The following is a 17196-nucleotide window of genomic DNA, read 5'->3' as shown; positions in this document are numbered from 1 at the left end:
CCGCACATGAGCGAGGCTCTTGCGGCCCCCGCGCCTCCGCCGCCGCTGTATCCCGATACGCCCGACATGGCGCATCTGCACTGGCGTGATCCCGGGCCGATCGGCCGGGTGCGGCTGGCGCTGAGGGCAGGGCTGATCGTGGTGGCGCTGGTGGTGATGGTTCCGCTCTATTACATCTGGCGCACGCTGAGGCTCTCCAATCCCTGGCCCAAATTGTTCCTGCGCACCGTCGGCCGTGCCTGCGGCGCGCGGGTGAAGATCGTCGGGACACCGCTCAAGCGCGATGTGTTCTACATCGCCAACCATCTGAGCTGGCTCGACATCCCGGTCATCGCCGGACGCAACGGCAGCGCTTTCGTGGCGCAGGACGGCATCAAGAGCTGGCCGGTGGTCGGCTGGCTGTGCAAGCTCAACGACACCGTGTTTGTCTCGCGCAGCAACCGCATGGGGATTGCCGGGCAGATCAACGAACTGCGCGATGCGCTGAGCGAGACCTGGGCGATCACGATCTTCCCCGAAGGCACCACCACCGATGGCAGCAGCCTGCTGCCGTTCAAGTCGCCGCTGCTGCAGGTGCTCGATCCGCCGCCGCCGGGCGTGATGGTTCAGCCGATGTACCTCGATTACGGCGCGTCGGCGCATGACATCGCCTGGGTGGGGGAAGAGACCGCGCCCAACAACGCGCTGCGGCTGTTCACCCGCAAGGGCAGCTTCGAGGTCACGCTGCATTTCCTGGAGCCGTTCAGCCCCGCCGATTTCCCCGGGCGCAAGGCGATCGCAGCCGAGGCGCGGGTGCGCATCGAGTCGGCGCTTTCTGCTTCCTTGGGCCGCATTCCGGCTGTATAGCGGCTGTATCCATGAGCCAATCCACCGATACACTTGTGCCCCCGTCTTCCGTGCCTGATCCGGAAGGCGGACCCCGCCGCTATTTCGTCACCTCGTTCGGCTGCCAGATGAACGTCTATGACGGCGAGCGGATGAGCGAGATGCTTAGCGCGCAGGGGATGCAGGCCGCAGACCAGCGCGAGGATGCCGATCTGGTGATCCTCAACACCTGCCACATCCGCGAGAAGGCAGTGGCGCGGGTCTATTCGGATATCGGTAGGTTGAAGCGCGAAGACGGTTCCAAGCCGATGATCGCGGTCGCAGGCTGTGTGGCGCAGGCCGAGGGCGAGGAAATCGCCCGGCGCGCACCGACCGTCGACATCGTCGTGGGGCCGCAGGCCTATCACCGCCTGCCGCAATTGATCGAGCAGGCGCGCAGTACCCGGAAAACGGCGGTCGACACCGACATGCCTGCGGTCACCAAATTCGGTGCGCTGCCCGGACGCGCCCGCCAGCCGCGCCCTTCCGCCTTCCTCACCGTGCAGGAAGGCTGCGACAAGTTCTGCACCTATTGCGTGGTGCCCTATACCCGCGGTGCCGAAATTAGCCGCCCGTTCGCCGATCTGGTCGAGGAGGCCAAGGCGCTGGTCGATGGCGGGGTGAAGGAAATCACCCTGCTCGGCCAGAACGTCAACGCCTGGACGGGCGATGATGCCAGCGGTCGCAGCCAGGGGCTCGAAGGGCTGATCGAGGTGCTGGCCGCGATGCCCGGGCTGGAGCGGATCCGCTACACCACCAGCCATCCCAACGACATGACCGACGGCCTGATCGCCGCGCATCGCGATATCGACAAGCTGATGCCCTATCTGCATCTGCCGGTGCAGTCGGGCTCGGATCGCATACTCAAGGCGATGAACCGCAGCCACAATGCGGCGAGCTATCTGGCGATCATCGACAAGGTGCGGGCCGCACGGCCCGATATCGCGCTTTCGGGTGACTTTATCGTCGGCTTCCCCGGCGAGACCGAGGCGGACTTCCAGGCGACGCTCGATATCGTGCGCGCCGCCAATTACGCGCAGGCCTACAGCTTCAAATATTCATCGCGCCCCGGCACGCCCGCTGCCGACATGGAGGATCAGATCAGCCCCGAGATCATGGACGAGCGGTTGCAGCGCCTGCAGTCATTGCTGGGCGAGCAGCAACAGGCCTTCAACCAGACCACCGTCGGCCAGCGCACGCGCGTGCTGCTCGAACGCGAGGGCCGCAAGCCGGGTCAGCTGGTCGGCAAGTCGCCCTGGCTGCAATCGGTGCATGTCGTGGCGCCTGGCGCCGGGATCGGCGATCTGATCGATGTCGAACTTGTCTCCGCCGGGCCCAACAGCCTCGAGGGCCAGGCCCTTGCGCTGGTGACCGCCTGATGGCGCGCAAGCAGGGCGGCAGCAGCGGCGGCGACCGGCGCGGCGGCGATGGCGGCAAGTTTCGCGGCAAGCCCGAACCGCAGAGCGCCAGGCTCTCCCCGGTCTATGGCACCGATTTCCCGTTCAACCGGCCCGAACCCGCCAACAAGGCGCGGATCGGGGTGGAATTCGACGAGCCGACCCTGCTTGGGCCGCTGTTCGGCCAGTTCGACAAGAACCTCGTCGCGATCGAAAACCGGCTTGGCGTGTATATCGCGGCGCGCGGCAACCGCATCCAGATCGAGGGCGAGGCCGAAAGCGCGGCCCGCGCGCGCGACGTGCTGGTGGGTCTGCACAAAAGGATCGAGCAAGGTTTGGATATCGATGAAGGCGCGGTCGAGGCGCTGATCAGCATGTCGGCTGAGCCGACGCTGGAAGGCATCGTGCGCTCCGAGGTGGCAGAACCGCCCGGCATCATGATCCGCACGCGCAAGAAGACCATCGTGCCGCGTTCGGCGACGCAGACCGAGTACATGAAATCCTTGGTACGCGACGACATCATCTTCGCATTGGGCCCGGCGGGCACCGGCAAGACCTATCTGGCGGTGGCGCAGGCGGTCAGCCAGCTGATCACCGGCAGCGTCAACCGGCTGATCCTGTCGCGCCCCGCGGTCGAGGCGGGCGAGCGGCTGGGCTTCCTGCCCGGCGACATGAAGGAGAAGGTCGATCCGTACCTTCGCCCGCTCTACGACGCGCTCTACGACACGCTGCCTGCCGAACAGGTCGAGCGGCGGATCGCCAGCGGCGAGATCGAGATCGCCCCGCTGGCGTTCATGCGCGGCCGCACGCTGGCTGACAGCTTCATCATCCTTGACGAGGCGCAGAACACCACCCCTGCGCAGATGAAGATGTTCCTGACCCGTTTCGGCATGAACAGCCGGATGGTGATCTGCGGCGACCCCAAGCAGGTCGATCTTCCCGGCGGCGTCGGCGCGTCTGGCCTTGCCGATGCGGTGAGCCGGCTCGAGGGCGTGCAGGGCATCGGCACGGTGCGCTTCACCGCCGCCGACGTGGTCCGTCACCCGATCGTCGGCCGCATCGTGGAGGCCTATGAGGGCAAGGATGCGTGAGGCTCGCATCACGCGGTCCCCATCATCTAGCCCGTCACCCCCGCGTACGCGGGGGTCCCGGTTTTGCGCTACCGTCCCGACAAAGCGGGATTCCCGCGTTTGCGGGAATGACGGGACGGGCTTGATTCCATGATCGAAACCGAAACCTCCACCGATCCGCTGTGGCCGTCGGACACCGACTGGGAGGCGCTGGCCACCCGCGCCGTTGCCGCAGCCCTCGCGGTCAGCCCCTATGGCAGCCTCGCCGATGCGCGGTTCACCGTCTCGGTGAGCGTGCATTTCGGAACCGATGATGAGGTCCACGCGCTCAACCGCGACTATCGCGGCAAGGACAAGCCGACCAACGTGCTGTCCTTCCCGATGCTGGAACCCGATATGCTGGGGGCGCTGGCCAACACCGACGATGGCGAGGTCCTGCTCGGCGACATCATGCTCGCCTTCCAGACCTGCGCCAGCGAGGCTGCGGAGAAGGGCATCACGGTCGCGGCACACGCCACCCATCTGATCGCGCATGGCGCGCTGCATCTGGTGGGCTATGACCATATCGAGGAAGCCGATGCGGTGCATATGGAGGAGCTGGAAGTGAAAGCCCTTGCCAATCTGGGGTTGGACAATCCATATTGACGCAGCGTAATTGCGTGGCGCTTTCCCAAAACAACCAAGAGCGGGGTTAAGATACAGCCAGTCATGGCAGACGGAGACAGTAATGGCGGCGGTAAATCCGCTGCGAACGACGAGGGCACGGGGCGAATTTGGCGGGGTCTGAAGGCCCTGCTGTTCGGAGAAAGCCACGACCAGTCGTTGCGCGCCCAGCTCGAAGAGGCCATCGACGAGCATGAGGATGATGACGATGGCGACGGAGCTTCCGCCAAGGGAGACCTGTCCCGCGTCGAGCGCGAGATGCTGCGTAACCTGCTGCACTTCAGCGAGCACGACGTCGACGATGTCGCGGTGCCGCGCAGCGACATCATCGCCATCGACAAGCACGCCAGCTTCGATGCGCTGGTCCAGATCTTCGCCGAACACGGTCACAGCCGCGTGCCGGTGTACGAAGGCTCGCTCGATCACATCGTCGGCATGGTCCATATCAAGGACGTCTTCCCGATCATCGCCACCGATGGCCAGCGGCCCGAGACCTGGGACAATCTGATCCGCCAGCCACGCTTCGTTCCCGAAACCATGGGCGTGCTCGATCTGCTTGCCGAAATGCGCCAGACACGCACGCACCTTGCCATCGTCATCGACGAATATTCGGGCACCGAGGGGCTGGTGACGATCGAGGATCTGGTCGAGGAAATCGTCGGTGACATCGAGGATGAGCACGACGACGAGCCCGAGACCTTGGTGACCCGCAGCGAGGACGGCAGCTGGGACGCGGATGCCCGCGCCGAGCTCGACGATGTCGCCAAGCTGATCGATTCCGCGCTGGGCGAGATCGACGAGGATGTCGACACGCTGGGCGGGCTGGCTTTCATCCTGGCGGGCGAGGTGCCCGCGCCCGGACGCATCCTGGACCACGAAAGCGGCTGGCGGCTGGAGATCGTCGATGGCGACGAACGCCGGGTCACGCGCATTCGCCTGCTGCCACCGGTCGAACAGGCCGTGGCAGAGGCGTGAGCGGCGGCCCACGCGCTCTGGCTTTTCGGTCGGCGCGCGCCTAAGGCGGGGCGATCATGGATATTTCCGATCTTCGCATCGCGCTGTTCAGCGGCAACTACAATTACGTGCGCGATGGCGCCAACCAGGCTCTCAACAGGCTGGTGGGCTGGCTGCTCGACCATGGCGCGGCGGTGCGCGTCTACTCGCCCACCACCAAGACCCCGGCGTTCGAGCCTGCGGGCGATCTGGTGAGCCTGCCCTCGCTGCCGATCCCGGGGCGCAGCGAATATCGCGTCACCACGTTGCTGCCGCCGTCGATCAAGAAGGACCTCAACCGCTTCGCGCCCAACATCGTGCATGTCTCCAGCCCGGACAGCGCCGGGCACAGCGCGGTGCGCTGGGCGCAGAAGCACAACCTGCCGGTGCTGGGGTCGGTGCACACCCGGTTCGAGACCTATCCGCGCTATTACAACATGGCGTTTCTGGAGCCGGTGCTCGAGGCGATCCTGCGCCGCCTGTACCGCAAGTGCGACGCCATCGTCGCGCCGTCCGATTCGATGGCGCAGGTGCTGCGCGAACAGCGGATGAGCTATGATGTCGGCATCTGGTCGCGCGGCGTCGACAAGCACATCTTCAACCCGCAAGTGCGCGACATGGACTGGCGCCGCAGCCTGGGGCTGAAGGACGATGTCCCGGTGATCGGCTTTCTCGGCCGGCTGGTGATGGAAAAGGGCCTCGATGTGTTCTCAGACACCATCGACCGGCTGATCCGCCGCAACGTGCCGCATCAGGTGCTGGTGGTGGGCGAGGGGCCCGCGCGCGGCTGGTTCGAATCGCGGCTTCCCGGCGCGGTGTTCGCAGGCTTTCAGGGCGGGGCGGATCTGGGCCGTGCGGTCGCCAGCATGGATCTGTTCTTCAACCCCTCGATCACCGAGACCTTCGGCAACGTGACGCTTGAGGCCATGGCGTGCGGATTGCCCGTGGTCGCCGCGCGCGCGACCGGCAGCGAAAGCCTGGTCGAGCATGGCGTGACCGGCCAGTTGGTGCGCCCAGGGGCCACGGTGGAATTCGCCGATGCGCTGCAGGCCTATTGCGGCAATCCCGAACTGCGCCACGCGCATGGCATGGCCGGTGTTCGGCGCAGCGAGAAATACAGCTGGGACCGGATCAACGGCGGACTGGCCGCGACCTATATCCGCCTGATCCGCCAACGCCAGGCGGGAAGCGGCGGCGTTCCCTACCGCGCCATCCGCTAGAAATGAGCCGCTGAAAGCTGTCCGGCCCCCGGACACGCCGAGGGCCGGACACAAGATCACACCGCTTCGAGCGCCTGTTCGAAATCGGCGATCAGGTCGTCGGGGTCTTCCACGCCGATCGAGATGCGCACCAGATTGTCGGTGATCCCCAGCGCCGCCTTGCGCGCATCGGGCACCGACAGATGGGTCATCGCCGCAGGGTGGCTGGCGAGCGTCTCGGTGCCGCCCAGGCTGACGGCCAGCTTGGCGATCACCATCGAATCGAGGAAGCGGAAGCTCTCGGCCTCACCGCCCTTGATGAACAGCGAGAAGGTCGATCCCGCGCCCGAGCAATGCCGGTCGAAGATGTCCTGCTGGCGCGCATCGTGGATCATGCCCAGATAGCCTAGGCCATCGACCTTGGGGTGCTGCGCGAGGAATTCGCAGACCTTTGCCGCGTTCTCGCCCGCGCGGTTCATGCGCAGCTCGACCGTTTCGAGCGACCGCATCAGCATCCAGGCGGTGTTGGGATCGCAGATCGTGCCGATGGTGTTGCGCAGCGCGCGCACCGGGTCCATCCACTTCTTGGGGCCCGAAAGCCCGCCTGCGACCAGATCGCTGTGCCCACCGACATATTTGGTGAGGCTGTAGACGACGATGTCCGCGCCATGGTGCAAAGGCTGCTGCCACAGCGGACCCAGGAAGGTGTTGTCGATCGCGATCGGGGTCGGGGTCTCGCCGCCCAGCACCGCGTCGCGCGAGGCTGCCACCGCCTCGATATCAACCAGCGCATTGGTCGGGTTGGCGGGGCTTTCCAGATAGATCATCGCCACGCGGCCGCCCTGCCTGGTCGCCATGTCCTTCGCCTGTTCCATCACCATGTCGATTTCCTCGCGGGTCGCGCCTGCGGGGAAGTCGAGATAGGTGATGCCGAAGCGCGACAGGATGCGCGCGATCATCGTCTCGGTCGCGGCATAAAGCGGACCCGAATGGACGATGACATCGTTGTTGCTGCAATAAGCGAGCAGCAGCGTCGCTATGGCCGACATGCCGCTGGAGAAGACCAGCGAATCTTCGGCATCGTCCCAGATGCTCAGCCGATCCTCGAGAATCTCCTGATTGGGGCCGTTGAAACGCGAATAGACCAGGCCCTCGGCACCGCCGGGACGCTTGCCGGTCAGCCCTTCGAAATGGCGCTTGCCCGCCGCTGCGTTCTCGAACGCGAAAGTCGAGGTGAGGAAGATCGGGGCTTTCAGCGATCCTTCGGAGAGCACCGGGTCGAAGCCATGGCCCATCATCAAGGTGGCGGGCTTGAGCTTGCGTCCGCCCAATGTCGCCACCTTGGGCTTGGGTTTGCGGCGCGGGGTGGGGGTGGTGATCGGCTTGATCGGAGTGTCGGTCATGATTGGGTTCCTGCGGTCTGGGCGGGGCTTTGGCCCGTCCCTTGTTCTGCCGCCATCTATGCCCGAGCACTCAACTGATTACAAAGGAAACCACCCAGATCGTGCCGACCATGAGGGGAACGCCTGCGATATCGAGCATCAGTCCGGCCTTCAGCTGGCGCGGCAGCGAGATATTGCCGCTGGCCCAGGCGATGGCGTTGGGACCTGTGCCCGAGGGCAGCATGAAGCCCCAGCTCGCCGCCATCGCCACCGGCATCGCCAGCAGCACCGGATCGACCCCCAGGGTCACGATCAGCGCCGCGACCACCGGCATCACCCCGCTCGCGGTGGCGACATTGCTGGCAAACTCGGTGACCAGCACGACCAAAGCGGTCAGCGCGAGTGCGATCACGATCAGCGGCACGCCCGCCAGCGGCTCGAGCACGGTTCCGATCCAGCTGTCCAGCCCCGACGCGCCGATCCCGGCTGCGAGCGCCAGCCCGCCGCCGAACATCATGATCACATCCCACGGCGCGCGGTTGGCCTCCTTCCACACCAGCATCGGGCGACCGGTGCCATCGGGCAGGATGAACAAAGCAATCCCTGCAATCACCGCGATCGTTCCGTCGGTGAGCGCGCCTGCAGGCAGCATGTCGCTGAACCAGGGCTGCAGGATCCACGCGACCACCACCAAGACGATCACCGGCACCAGCCGCCGCTCGGAAACGCTCCACTGGTCCTGCCGGGCGATCGCGCTGCGCGCGGCATCGACATCGAAGGGGTGGCGGCTGAGCTTCTGCACACGGGCAAGGATATAGGCCGCGATCGGCACCGAAAGGATCACGATCGGCATGCCGTACGCCGCCCATTCGGCAAAGCCGATCTGCAGGCCGGTGGTCTTCTCGAGCAGACCTGCGGCAATCGCATTGGTCGGCGATCCGACCAAGGTCCCAAGGCCACCGATCGACGCGGCAAAGGCGATGCCCATCATCAGCGCGCCGGGAAGCCCCTCGGTCTCGCCCTCAGGCACATTGCCCGCGAGCAGCACCGCGCTGGCGATCGGCACCATGATCAGGGTGGTCGAGGTGTTCGAGATCAGCAGCGAAAGCGTCGCGGTCGCGATCATGAACGCGAACAGCAGTTGCGCCGAGGTGTGCCCCGATCGGTTGACGATCGCGAGCGCGAGCCTCTTGTGCAGCCCCACCCGCTCGATCGCCAGCGCCAGAAACGCGCCGCCCAGGATCAGGAACAGGATCGGCGAGTAATATTCCGCCGCGATGTCGTTGGCGCTCATCACCCCGGTCAGCGGCAGCACCACGAACGGCAGCAGTGCGGTGACGGTCAGGGGCACGACCTGCGTCATCCACCATGCCGCCATCCACCACACCAGCCCCGCGGTGCTCCACGCCTGCGGTTCCATCCCGCCCGGCGCGGGCGTGACAAGGGTCAGCGCGAAACCCGCGATGCCGATGATGAGGCCCCAGATGTTGGTCAATGCGAACGTGTTCCCTCTTGTCTTCCCTCCCGCTTGCGGGAGGGGCAGGTTCAGCTTGCAGAACCGGGGTGGGCCTGAAAAGGCAAGACTGCAGCCCCACCCCGGCTTCGCCTTCGGCTCTGCCACCCCTCCCGCGAGCGGGAGGGGAGAGTCAGGATCGCAACCCGATCGCCCCCATCTGTCGGCCATAGTCCGGCTCGCCACGATGTGTCGCGCGGCGGAAGCTGTAATAGCCGGCCGCATCCGAATAGGTGTCCACCCCGCTCACATGCACCGTGCCGATACCGCATTGCGCCAGCCGCGATGCGATGAAGCCCTCCAGATCGAACTGGTAGTGATCGGGCCTGCCTTCGCGGAAGAAGCGCTCGTTTTCGGGATCGGCCTCGCAGAAACGGACGTAGAAGCCGCTATCGACCTCATAGCTTTTCTGCTGGATGCATGGGCCGATCGCCGCGACGATCCGCGTCCGATCCGCGCCGAGCTTTTCCATCGCGGCGACCGTCGCCTCGCCAACCCCGGCAAACGCCCCCTTCCAGCCCGAATGCGCTGCGCCGATGATCTGCGCCGCCTCGTCCGCGAACAGGATCGGCGGGCAATCCGCACCCAGCACGCCCAGCAGCAACCCGGGCCGGTCGGTGATCATCGCGTCGGCTTTGGGGCGGTCATCGATGGGGATCGCTGCGTTGACGCGGATGACATCGGCGCTGTGCACCTGATGCAGCGTCACCAAAGCCCCACCGGGCAAGATCGCCTCTGTCGCCAGCCTGCGGTTTTGCGCCACCGCTGCCGGATCATCGTCCGAACCCAACCCGACGTTTAGTCCCGCCACCAGCCCGGTCGAAACGCCGCCGCGCCGCCCGGTGAAGCCGTGCGCTATTGCACCGAGGGCAGGCGAGGTGAGGAGGGGGAGGTCAGTATTGGTCAAGATGCGTTTCCCGTTACCCCTCTCCCGTGGAGGGAGAGGGCTGCGCAGACTTATGAGCGCAGCGAATTAGTCGAAGCTGGGTGAGGGCAGGGCGGCTATAGGGCAACCGCCCGTCACCCTCATCCAACTGCGCCTAGCATCTCCTTCGACAAGCTCAGGATCTGCAAGGCTTCGTATCCTTCTCCCACCGGGAGAAGGACCTATTCAAGGCTCTTCACTACCTGTTCCGTCGTGTCCTTCGAAAGCCCTGGCTGCGCGAGGATTCGCTCGAGGCACCCGCGCATCTTTGCCGCCCGATCCTCGTCGAACCGCCGCCAGCGACCCAAAGGTGCGATGAAGCGCGCGGTGGTCTGCGGGTTGATCGGGTCCAGCCGCAGGATGAGGTCCGTCAGCAGCTCATAGCCGCGTCCGCTGGCATGATGGAACGCCGCCTGGTTTGAGACGAACGGCCAGTAGAGCGCGCGCACCCGGTTGGGGTTGGTCAGCGTGAAATCCTTGTGCCGGATAAGCTCGAGAGTCTGCTCGTACACCTTGGCGTGCGACGAGCCGGTCTGCAGCGAGAACCATTTGTCGATGACCAGCGCATTGCCCTGATAGCGGTTGTAGAAGCTGTCGAGCGCGGTCTCGCGTTCGTCGCAGGCCATGCTCGCCAGCACCATCGTCGCGCCCTGCCGGTCGGTCATGTTGTCGGCCTGCGCGAACTGGCCAAAGGCGATGGTCGCGGCATCGGCGGCTTCGGCCGAGGCGATATAGCCCAAGGCCAGCGACTTGATCTTGCGCGCGCCGCGCGCCTCGCGGCTGAGCGAATAGGGCACAGCCGAGGCGCGTTCGTGCACGATCCGCCACTGGTCGATCAGCCGCGTCCCGATCGCCTTGCGCAGGGCGCGGCGCGCATCATGGATCGCCTCGGGGCGCACGATCAGCATCTGCTCGCCCAGGAACGCCTCGGTCGGCAGGCTGAGGATCTCGGTGCGCATCGAATCGTCGAGCCTCTGGTCGCTGACCAGATCGCCGAACACCGACAATATGTCCTCAAGCGCCGCGGCGCGCTCGGCTGCGGCGCCCTCTTCGCCGATATCCGCGATCAGACGGTCGATCACCAATTGCTGCAGCGCCTCATAGCGGGCGAACGGATCATCATCGTGGCGCACCAGAAACAACAGGTCGCCGCTGCGCCGCGCGACATCCATCGTCACTGGTGCGGAAAAGCCACGGTTGATCGACAGCACCGGCGGGCGGGCAAAGCCGGTAAAGGTCACGCTCTGCTCGCTCTGGGTAAGCAGCACCAGCTGCTCGCCGCGATGCGCCTTCATGTCGCGATCGATCAGCGCGGTGCGCAGCGGGATCGGCATCAGCGGCTTGTCCTGCTGGCCTGGGGTGGGCGAGAATTGCTGGCGCAGATGCAGAGTCGCGGTCGCGCTGTCGGCATCATGTTCGAGCCGCGCCTGCACCTGCGGGGTGCCCGCCTGTTCGTACCAGCGGCGGAACTGGCCAAGATCGAGCCCGGCGCCGTCCTCCATTGCCCGGACGAACTGCTCGCAGGTCGCAGCTTCGCCGTCGTGGCGCGCGAAATACAGGTCGCAGCCCGCGCGAAAGCGCTCGGGCCCCGCCATCGTCGCCATCATGCGGATGACTTCGGCACCCTTGTTGTAGATCGTCGAGGTGTAGAAGTTGCTGATCTCCATATAGCTGTCGGGGCGGATCGGGTGCGCCAGCGGCCCGGCATCCTCGGGAAACTGCGTCGCGCGCAGCATCCTTACGTCCTCGATCCTTTTGACCGCTTCCGACCCCATGTCGGCGGAAAAGCACTGGTCGCGATAGACCGTGAAGCCCTCTTTCAGGCTCAGCTGGAACCAGTCGCGGCAGGTGACGCGGTTGCCCGACCAGTTGTGGAAATACTCGTGCGCGACCACGCCCTCGATGGCGTCGTAATCATAATCGGTCGCGGTATCGGGATCGGCCAGGATGTAGCGCGAGTTGAAGATGTTGAGGCCCTTGTTCTCCATCGCCCCCATATTGAAATCGCTGACCGCAACGATGTTGAACACCGGCAGGTCGTATTCCAGGCCATAGACGCGCTCGTCCCATTCCATCGAGGCCTTGAGCGCCTGCATCGCATGCGCGGTGCGGCCCTCGTCGCCCTCGCGGACATAGATCGCAAGCTCGACCGGCGCACCGCTCCTGGTGGTGAAATGGTCGCGTGTTGCCACCAGATCGCCCGCGACCAATGCGAACAGATAGCTCGGCTTGGGGTGCGGATCGTGCCAGCGGGCGTAGTGGCGCCCGTCTTCGAGATCGCCGGCATCGACCAGCGCCCCGTTGGCGAGCAGCACCGGGAAGCGGGCCTTGTCGGCGCGCAGCAGCACCTCGTACACCGCCATGTTGTCGGGCCGGTCGACGAACGGGATGATCCGGCGGAAGCCCTCGGCCTCGCACTGGGTGCACAGCATGCCGTTCGAGGCGAACAGACCCATCAGCTGGGTATTGGTATCAGGCGCGATCTGCGTGGTGAGGTGCACGGTGGCGCGGGGGGCGGAGACATCGACCGCGATCCCGTCGCCCTCGTGACGCCAGTTGGCTGCCACCCCATCCACGCTGATCGAGCCGGGCAGCGCGCCGTCGCAGTCCAGCCGCAGCGGCCGCTCGTGATCGCCATTGCGCTCGATCTGCAGCGTGGCGGACACCTGGGTGGCGGACAGATCGAGGTCGAATTCGAGCGCGACCGTCTTCACCCACCAGTCGGGCGGCTGGTAATCGGCGCGGCGGATGACCACGGGTTCGGCCGGGGCCTGAAGCGATGCCGGAGTGGCGGTTGCGGGTTGGATGTCTGCCATGGCCGCAACCCTAATGCCCGGCGCAGGCCGCGTCACGCCGTTTTCGGGGCGCGCGGTGTTTGCCCCGGCAGGCGCAGGACCTAGGCGGCCGCGCGGCGCAACCGGTCGTTGATCGCAGCGCCCATGCCGTCGCCCGGCACCGGCGCCACCGCGATGCGCAGCCGGGGCGAAGCATCGGCGCGATGCAGCGCGGCATAGAGGTTCGCCGCCGCCTCGGCGAGATCGCCGGCTGCAGACAGCGTGTCGTCGCCCTGAACCTCGCCAAAGCCGATCAGCCATTCGTCCGGCCCGGCCTGCGCCGCGCCCAATCGCACGGGCTTGCTCGGCGCATAATGGCTGGCGAGCTGTCCGGGCGCCTCGATCGCGTGATCGGTCAGCGGCAGCGGGGCCTCGCCCAGCAGCGCAGCGATTTCAGCGGGGTCGATCGGGCCCGGGCGCAGCAGCTGCCAGCCTGCCGCGGCGCCCCCAAAGTTGCGCAGCGCAACTATCGTCGATTCCAGCCCTGCGGTGCACGGTCCGCCATCCAGGATCAGAGGAACGGCATCGCCCAGGCTTGCTGCGACATGCGCCGCGGTGGTCGGGCTTATCCCCCCGCTTCGGTTGGCCGAGGGCGCGGCGAGCAACATGCCGCCAGCGGTCAGCACGCCGCGCATCACCGGGTGCGCCGGGCAGCGCAGCGCGATTGTCGCCAGGCCGGCGGTCACAGCAGGAGCAACCGATGCGTCGTCCGCCAGCGGCAGGACCAATGTCAGCGGACCCGGCCAGAAGGCTTGGCCAAGTTTTTCTGCACGCTCGTCGAAAAAGGCGAGGCGCCGCGCGGCGTCCATATCCGGCACGTGCACGATCAGCGGGTTGAAATCGGGCCTGCCCTTGGTGCGATAGATCGCCGCTACGGCATCGGCGCGCGCGGCATCCGCGGCGAGGCCATAGACCGTTTCGGTGGGCAGCGCGACCGGACGGCCTTCGCGCAGGATCGCCACCGCGCGGGCGATCGCGGCGTCGTCGGCGGGCATGATCTGCGTGTCTGAAGGCTTGGAAGCGGGCATGTTGGTGCCTATACAGCGCGAGGACGCAAGGCACAGCAGGGAAAAGACATGACATTCAGCGCACCGACCACCGAACAGCTGTTCGTGCTCAAGACCATCACCGGCATCGAGGAGCTGGCGTCGTTCGAACGCTTTGCCGAGGCGACCCCCGATCTGGTCGAGGCGATCGTCGAGGGCGTGGGCGAGTTTGCGGCGGGCGAGTTCGCGCCGCTGTACCGCATCGGCGACACCGTGGGCGCAAGGCTGATCGATGGCGCGGTGAAGATGCCCGAAGGCTTTCGCGACGCGTATCAGCATTATGTCGAGGCCGGATGGAGCGCGCTGAGCGCTCCTGCCGATCATGGCGGCCAAGGCCTGCCGTTTTCGCTCGCCACCGTCGCGCTGGATTCGCTGGGCGCGGCCAACATGGCGTTCGCGCTCTGCCCGATCCTCACCGTCGGCGCGATCGAGGCGCTGCACCATCATGGCAGCGCAGAGCAGCAGGCTCTGTATCTCCCCAGGCTCGCGACCGGCGAGTGGACCGGCACGATGAACCTCACAGAACCGCAGGCGGGCAGCGATGTGGGGGCCTTGCGCGCCACCGCCACCCCGCGCGGCGACGGCACCTATGCAATCAAGGGGCAGAAGATCTACATCTCGTTCGGCGACCATGACATGGCCGACAATATCATCCACCTGGTGCTGGCGCGCACCCCCGATGCGCCTGCGGGCACCAAGGGCATCTCGCTGTTCCTCGTCCCCAAGTACCGGCTCGATGCAGACGGCAATCCCGGCGAGGCGAACGGCGTCAAGACCGTGTCGATCGAGCACAAGATGGGGATCAACGCCTCGCCCACCTGCGTGCTGCAGTTCGGCGAGGAAGGGGAAAGCATCGGCGAGCTAATCGGCCCCGAATTCGGCGGAATGCGCGCGATGTTCACGATGATGAACAACGCGCGGCTCAATGTGGGGCTGCAGGGCGTGCAGATTGCCGAGGGCGCGACGCAGAAGGCGATGTGGTTCGCGCGCGAGCGCGTGCAGTCGGCGCGCGCCGGTGGCGGCCGCGATCCCGTCGCGATCATCGAGCATCCCGATGTCCGCCGCATGCTGCTGCGGATGAAGGCGGGCACCGAGGCGATCCGTGCATTGCTCTATTTCGCATCGGGCTATGTCGACCGCGCGAACCTGGGCGTCGACGGCGCGCGCGACATGGTCGATCTGCTGACCCCGCTCGCCAAGACCTATGGCACCGACATGGGCAGTGAGATCGCCTCATTGGGCGTGCAGGTGCATGGCGGCATGGGCTATGTTGAGGAGACCGGCGCGGCGCAATATTACCGCGATATCCGGATCGCGCAGATTTACGAGGGCACCAACGGCATCCAGGCGGCGGACCTTGTCGGGCGCAAGCTGGGCATGGGCGGCGGCGATGTCGTGCGCTCGCTGATCGCCAATGTGCAGGCCGATTGCGGCAACCATCCTGCGCTCTCGGCGCTGGCGGGCGATTGCGCCGAGGTCACCGAATACATGGTGGGCGCGAGCGTCGATGACCGGCTCGCGGGAAGCTATCCCTATTGCACGATGATGGCGGTGATGACGAGCGGCTGGCTGATGCTCAAGCAGCAACGCGCCGCCGAGGCGATGCTGGACGCAGGCGAGGGCAATGCCGACTTCCTCAGCGCCAAGCTGGTCACGACGCGTTTTTATCTGGATCGCATGGTGCCCGAGGCAAGCGGGCTGAAGGCCGCGGCGATGGCGGGCGCGGAGCTGCTTTACGCGCTCGATGCCGAAGCCCTGGCGGGGTGAGGGGTTTCTGTCTCCGAACGCCTTTTCCCGTCATTCCCGCGAACGCGGGAATCCCGCTTCTGCGCTTTGTGCCGAGAAGGCAGCGGGGCCCCCGCCTCCGCGGGGGTGAGGAAAATGGGGACTAGGACATGACTGACCCCACCGACCCCCTCGCCCGCATCGCCGCTGCGCTCGAGCGCATGGCGCCGCCGCCGCTGCCGCCGACAGACTGGAACGCCGCGCCTGCCTATGTCTGGAGCGGGGCCACCGGGCTTGCGGTGCGCGACCTGCAGGCCGTCTCCCTCAACCGGCTGGTCGGTATCGATGCGCAGAAGGCGAGCCTTGCCGAAAACATCCGGCGTCATGCCGCCGGGCTTCCTGCGCACGACGCGCTGCTCTGGGGCGCGCGCGGCATGGGAAAGTCGGCCTTGGTCAAGGCGGCGGTCGCCGCGCTGCAGGCGAAAGACGCACCCATCGCGCTGGTACAGGCAGGCGGCGGACCCGACGCGCTCGCCACGCTCCCCGCCTTGTTCGACCAGCTCGGCATCATCGAGCGTCGCTTTGTCGTGTTCATCGACGATATCGGCTTCGATGGGCCCGAGGCGAGCAGCGCGGCGCGGTCGCTCCGCTCGCTGCTGGAGGGCGGCGCAATGGCACGCCCCGGCAACGTCCGTCTTGCCGTCACCTCCAATCGCCGCGCGATCGTCGAGCGGCATATGAGCGAACAGGACGATCCGCTCAACCCGCGCGATGCGGTCGACGACCGGATGGCGCTCGCCGACCGGTTCGGGCTGAGCCTCGGCTTCCATGCCTGCGATCAGGACACATACCTCGCGATGATCGCTGGCTATGCGCAGGCGTATGGTCTGCATTTCGACACCGAAGACGCACTGCGCTGGTCAAAACAGCGCGGCGCCCGCTCGGGCCGCATCGCCTGGCACTATGTCGTCGAACTGGCCGGGCGCGCGGGGCGGGTGGTGTGATCGACGGCGATGGACGCGTCTTGCGCGTGGCTTAAATTGCATCTACATTAAATAGGTGGAAATCACCTGCGACCCCGCAAAAGACCGGCTGAACGTGGCCCAGCATGGGCTGTCGTTTGAAGATTTTGCAGGTTTCGATACCGACCCCGAAATCCGTGTGGATGACCGGTTCGACTATGGCGAGATCCGATACCGTGCCTTTGGCCGGATCGATGGCCAGGGCCACTGCATTGTCTTCACGCAAACCGATGATGGATTTCGCCTGATCAGTTTTCGCCGGGCCCATGAAAAGGAAATGCGCCGATATGAGCAAGCCTAAACCTCCCCACGATTTCGATGAAAATCCGGAATGGACCGAGGAAGATTTCGGACTTGCCCGGCCAGCCGATGAATTGTTCGACGCTGAACGGATCGCGCTTCTCGTGCGCCAGCCGGGCAGGCCGAAAGGCTCTACCAAGGCTGATTCCAAGCAGCAGGTGGCCTTGCGCCTCGATCGTGAGGTGATCGAGAAGTTCAAGGCGGCCGGACCGGGCTGGCAGACCCGGATGAACGATGCCCTGCGCCGCGCAGCCGGGCTTTAG

At 65.9% G+C, this 17196-nt stretch carries 15 protein-coding genes; 10 read left to right on the top strand and 5 right to left on the bottom strand.

Annotated features, from left to right (window positions below; translation table 11 throughout):
• The first annotated feature begins 6 nt into the window (after nucleotides 1-6).
• The 6 genes from B5J99_RS04110 (at nucleotide 7) to B5J99_RS04085 (ending at nucleotide 6207) form a co-directional block, all read left to right on the top strand.
• Complete coding sequence (locus B5J99_RS04110; RefSeq protein WP_054135690.1) at nucleotides 7-846, top strand: lysophospholipid acyltransferase family protein; 840 nt, start codon at nucleotides 7-9, stop codon at nucleotides 844-846.
• A 107-nt stretch (nucleotides 847-953) separates the two neighbouring features.
• Nucleotides 954-2243, top strand: a complete 1290-nt coding sequence (gene miaB / locus B5J99_RS04105; RefSeq protein WP_245991859.1) for a tRNA (N6-isopentenyl adenosine(37)-C2)-methylthiotransferase MiaB — start codon at nucleotides 954-956, stop codon at nucleotides 2241-2243.
• Nucleotides 2243-3352: a PhoH family protein gene (locus tag B5J99_RS04100; RefSeq protein ID WP_231684023.1), complete on the top strand. Its 1110-nt coding sequence runs from the start codon at nucleotides 2243-2245 to the stop codon at nucleotides 3350-3352. The genes miaB and B5J99_RS04100 overlap by 1 nt, the downstream gene beginning before the upstream one ends.
• A 129-nt stretch (nucleotides 3353-3481) precedes the next feature.
• Nucleotides 3482-3976 (top strand): rRNA maturation RNase YbeY, encoded by a 495-nt coding sequence (gene ybeY, locus B5J99_RS04095; protein WP_117351567.1) that lies wholly within the window; start codon nucleotides 3482-3484, stop codon nucleotides 3974-3976.
• A 63-nt stretch (nucleotides 3977-4039) separates the two neighbouring features.
• Nucleotides 4040-4969: a hemolysin family protein gene (locus B5J99_RS04090; RefSeq protein WP_054135687.1), complete on the top strand. Its 930-nt coding sequence runs from the start codon at nucleotides 4040-4042 to the stop codon at nucleotides 4967-4969.
• 56 nt (nucleotides 4970-5025) lie between these two features.
• Complete coding sequence (locus B5J99_RS04085) at nucleotides 5026-6207, top strand: glycosyltransferase family 4 protein (RefSeq protein WP_069050922.1); 1182 nt, start codon at nucleotides 5026-5028, stop codon at nucleotides 6205-6207.
• A gap of 56 nt (nucleotides 6208-6263) precedes the next feature.
• Here B5J99_RS04085 and B5J99_RS04080 read toward each other — a convergent pair whose 3' ends face one another.
• The 5 genes from B5J99_RS04080 to B5J99_RS04060 all read right to left on the bottom strand — a co-directional run bounded on the left by B5J99_RS04080 (nucleotide 6264) and on the right by B5J99_RS04060 (nucleotide 13868).
• Entirely contained in the window at nucleotides 6264-7589 is a 1326-nt protein-coding gene (locus B5J99_RS04080) for a cystathionine gamma-synthase family protein (RefSeq protein WP_054135685.1), read from the bottom strand.
• Between the two features lie 70 nt (nucleotides 7590-7659).
• Nucleotides 7660-9063 carry an SLC13 family permease gene (locus B5J99_RS04075; RefSeq protein WP_117351565.1) on the bottom strand — a complete coding sequence of 468 codons (1404 nt, stop codon included), beginning with the start codon at nucleotides 9061-9063 and terminating at the stop codon, nucleotides 7660-7662.
• Nucleotides 9064-9214: 151 nt separating this feature from the next.
• A complete protein-coding gene (gene pgeF / locus B5J99_RS04070; RefSeq protein ID WP_117351564.1) occupies nucleotides 9215-9988 on the bottom strand; it encodes a peptidoglycan editing factor PgeF in 774 nt (257 codons plus the stop codon).
• Nucleotides 9989-10188: 200 nt separating this feature from the next.
• Nucleotides 10189-12822, bottom strand: coding sequence for an aminopeptidase N (pepN, locus tag B5J99_RS04065; protein ID WP_117351563.1), 2634 nt, complete (start codon nucleotides 12820-12822; stop codon nucleotides 10189-10191).
• A gap of 80 nt (nucleotides 12823-12902) precedes the next feature.
• On the bottom strand, nucleotides 12903-13868 hold the full coding sequence (locus B5J99_RS04060) for an L-threonylcarbamoyladenylate synthase (protein ID WP_117351562.1): 966 nt from the start codon (nucleotides 13866-13868) through the stop codon (nucleotides 12903-12905).
• A 48-nt stretch (nucleotides 13869-13916) separates the two neighbouring features.
• Here B5J99_RS04060 and B5J99_RS04055 point away from each other — a divergent pair, with 48 nt between their 5' ends.
• The 4 genes from B5J99_RS04055 to B5J99_RS04040 all read left to right on the top strand — a co-directional run bounded on the left by B5J99_RS04055 (nucleotide 13917) and on the right by B5J99_RS04040 (nucleotide 17196).
• A complete protein-coding gene (locus tag B5J99_RS04055) occupies nucleotides 13917-15653 on the top strand; it encodes an acyl-CoA dehydrogenase family protein (RefSeq protein ID WP_069050917.1) in 1737 nt (578 codons plus the stop codon).
• A gap of 128 nt (nucleotides 15654-15781) precedes the next feature.
• Nucleotides 15782-16615, top strand: a complete 834-nt coding sequence (locus B5J99_RS04050; protein ID WP_117351560.1) for a DUF815 domain-containing protein — start codon at nucleotides 15782-15784, stop codon at nucleotides 16613-16615.
• A gap of 55 nt (nucleotides 16616-16670) precedes the next feature.
• Complete coding sequence (locus B5J99_RS04045) at nucleotides 16671-16934, top strand: BrnT family toxin (RefSeq protein ID WP_117351558.1); 264 nt, start codon at nucleotides 16671-16673, stop codon at nucleotides 16932-16934.
• On the top strand, nucleotides 16921-17196 hold the full coding sequence (locus tag B5J99_RS04040; RefSeq protein WP_211337874.1) for a BrnA antitoxin family protein: 276 nt from the start codon (nucleotides 16921-16923) through the stop codon (nucleotides 17194-17196). The genes B5J99_RS04045 and B5J99_RS04040 overlap by 14 nt, the downstream gene beginning before the upstream one ends.

Source organism: Blastomonas fulva (genome assembly GCF_003431825.1).
In the GTDB taxonomy this organism is placed as follows: Bacteria; Pseudomonadota; Alphaproteobacteria; order Sphingomonadales; family Sphingomonadaceae; genus Blastomonas; species Blastomonas fulva.
The sequence above is the reverse complement of the archived record's forward strand: the minus strand, read 5'-3'. Positions and strand labels throughout refer to the sequence as shown.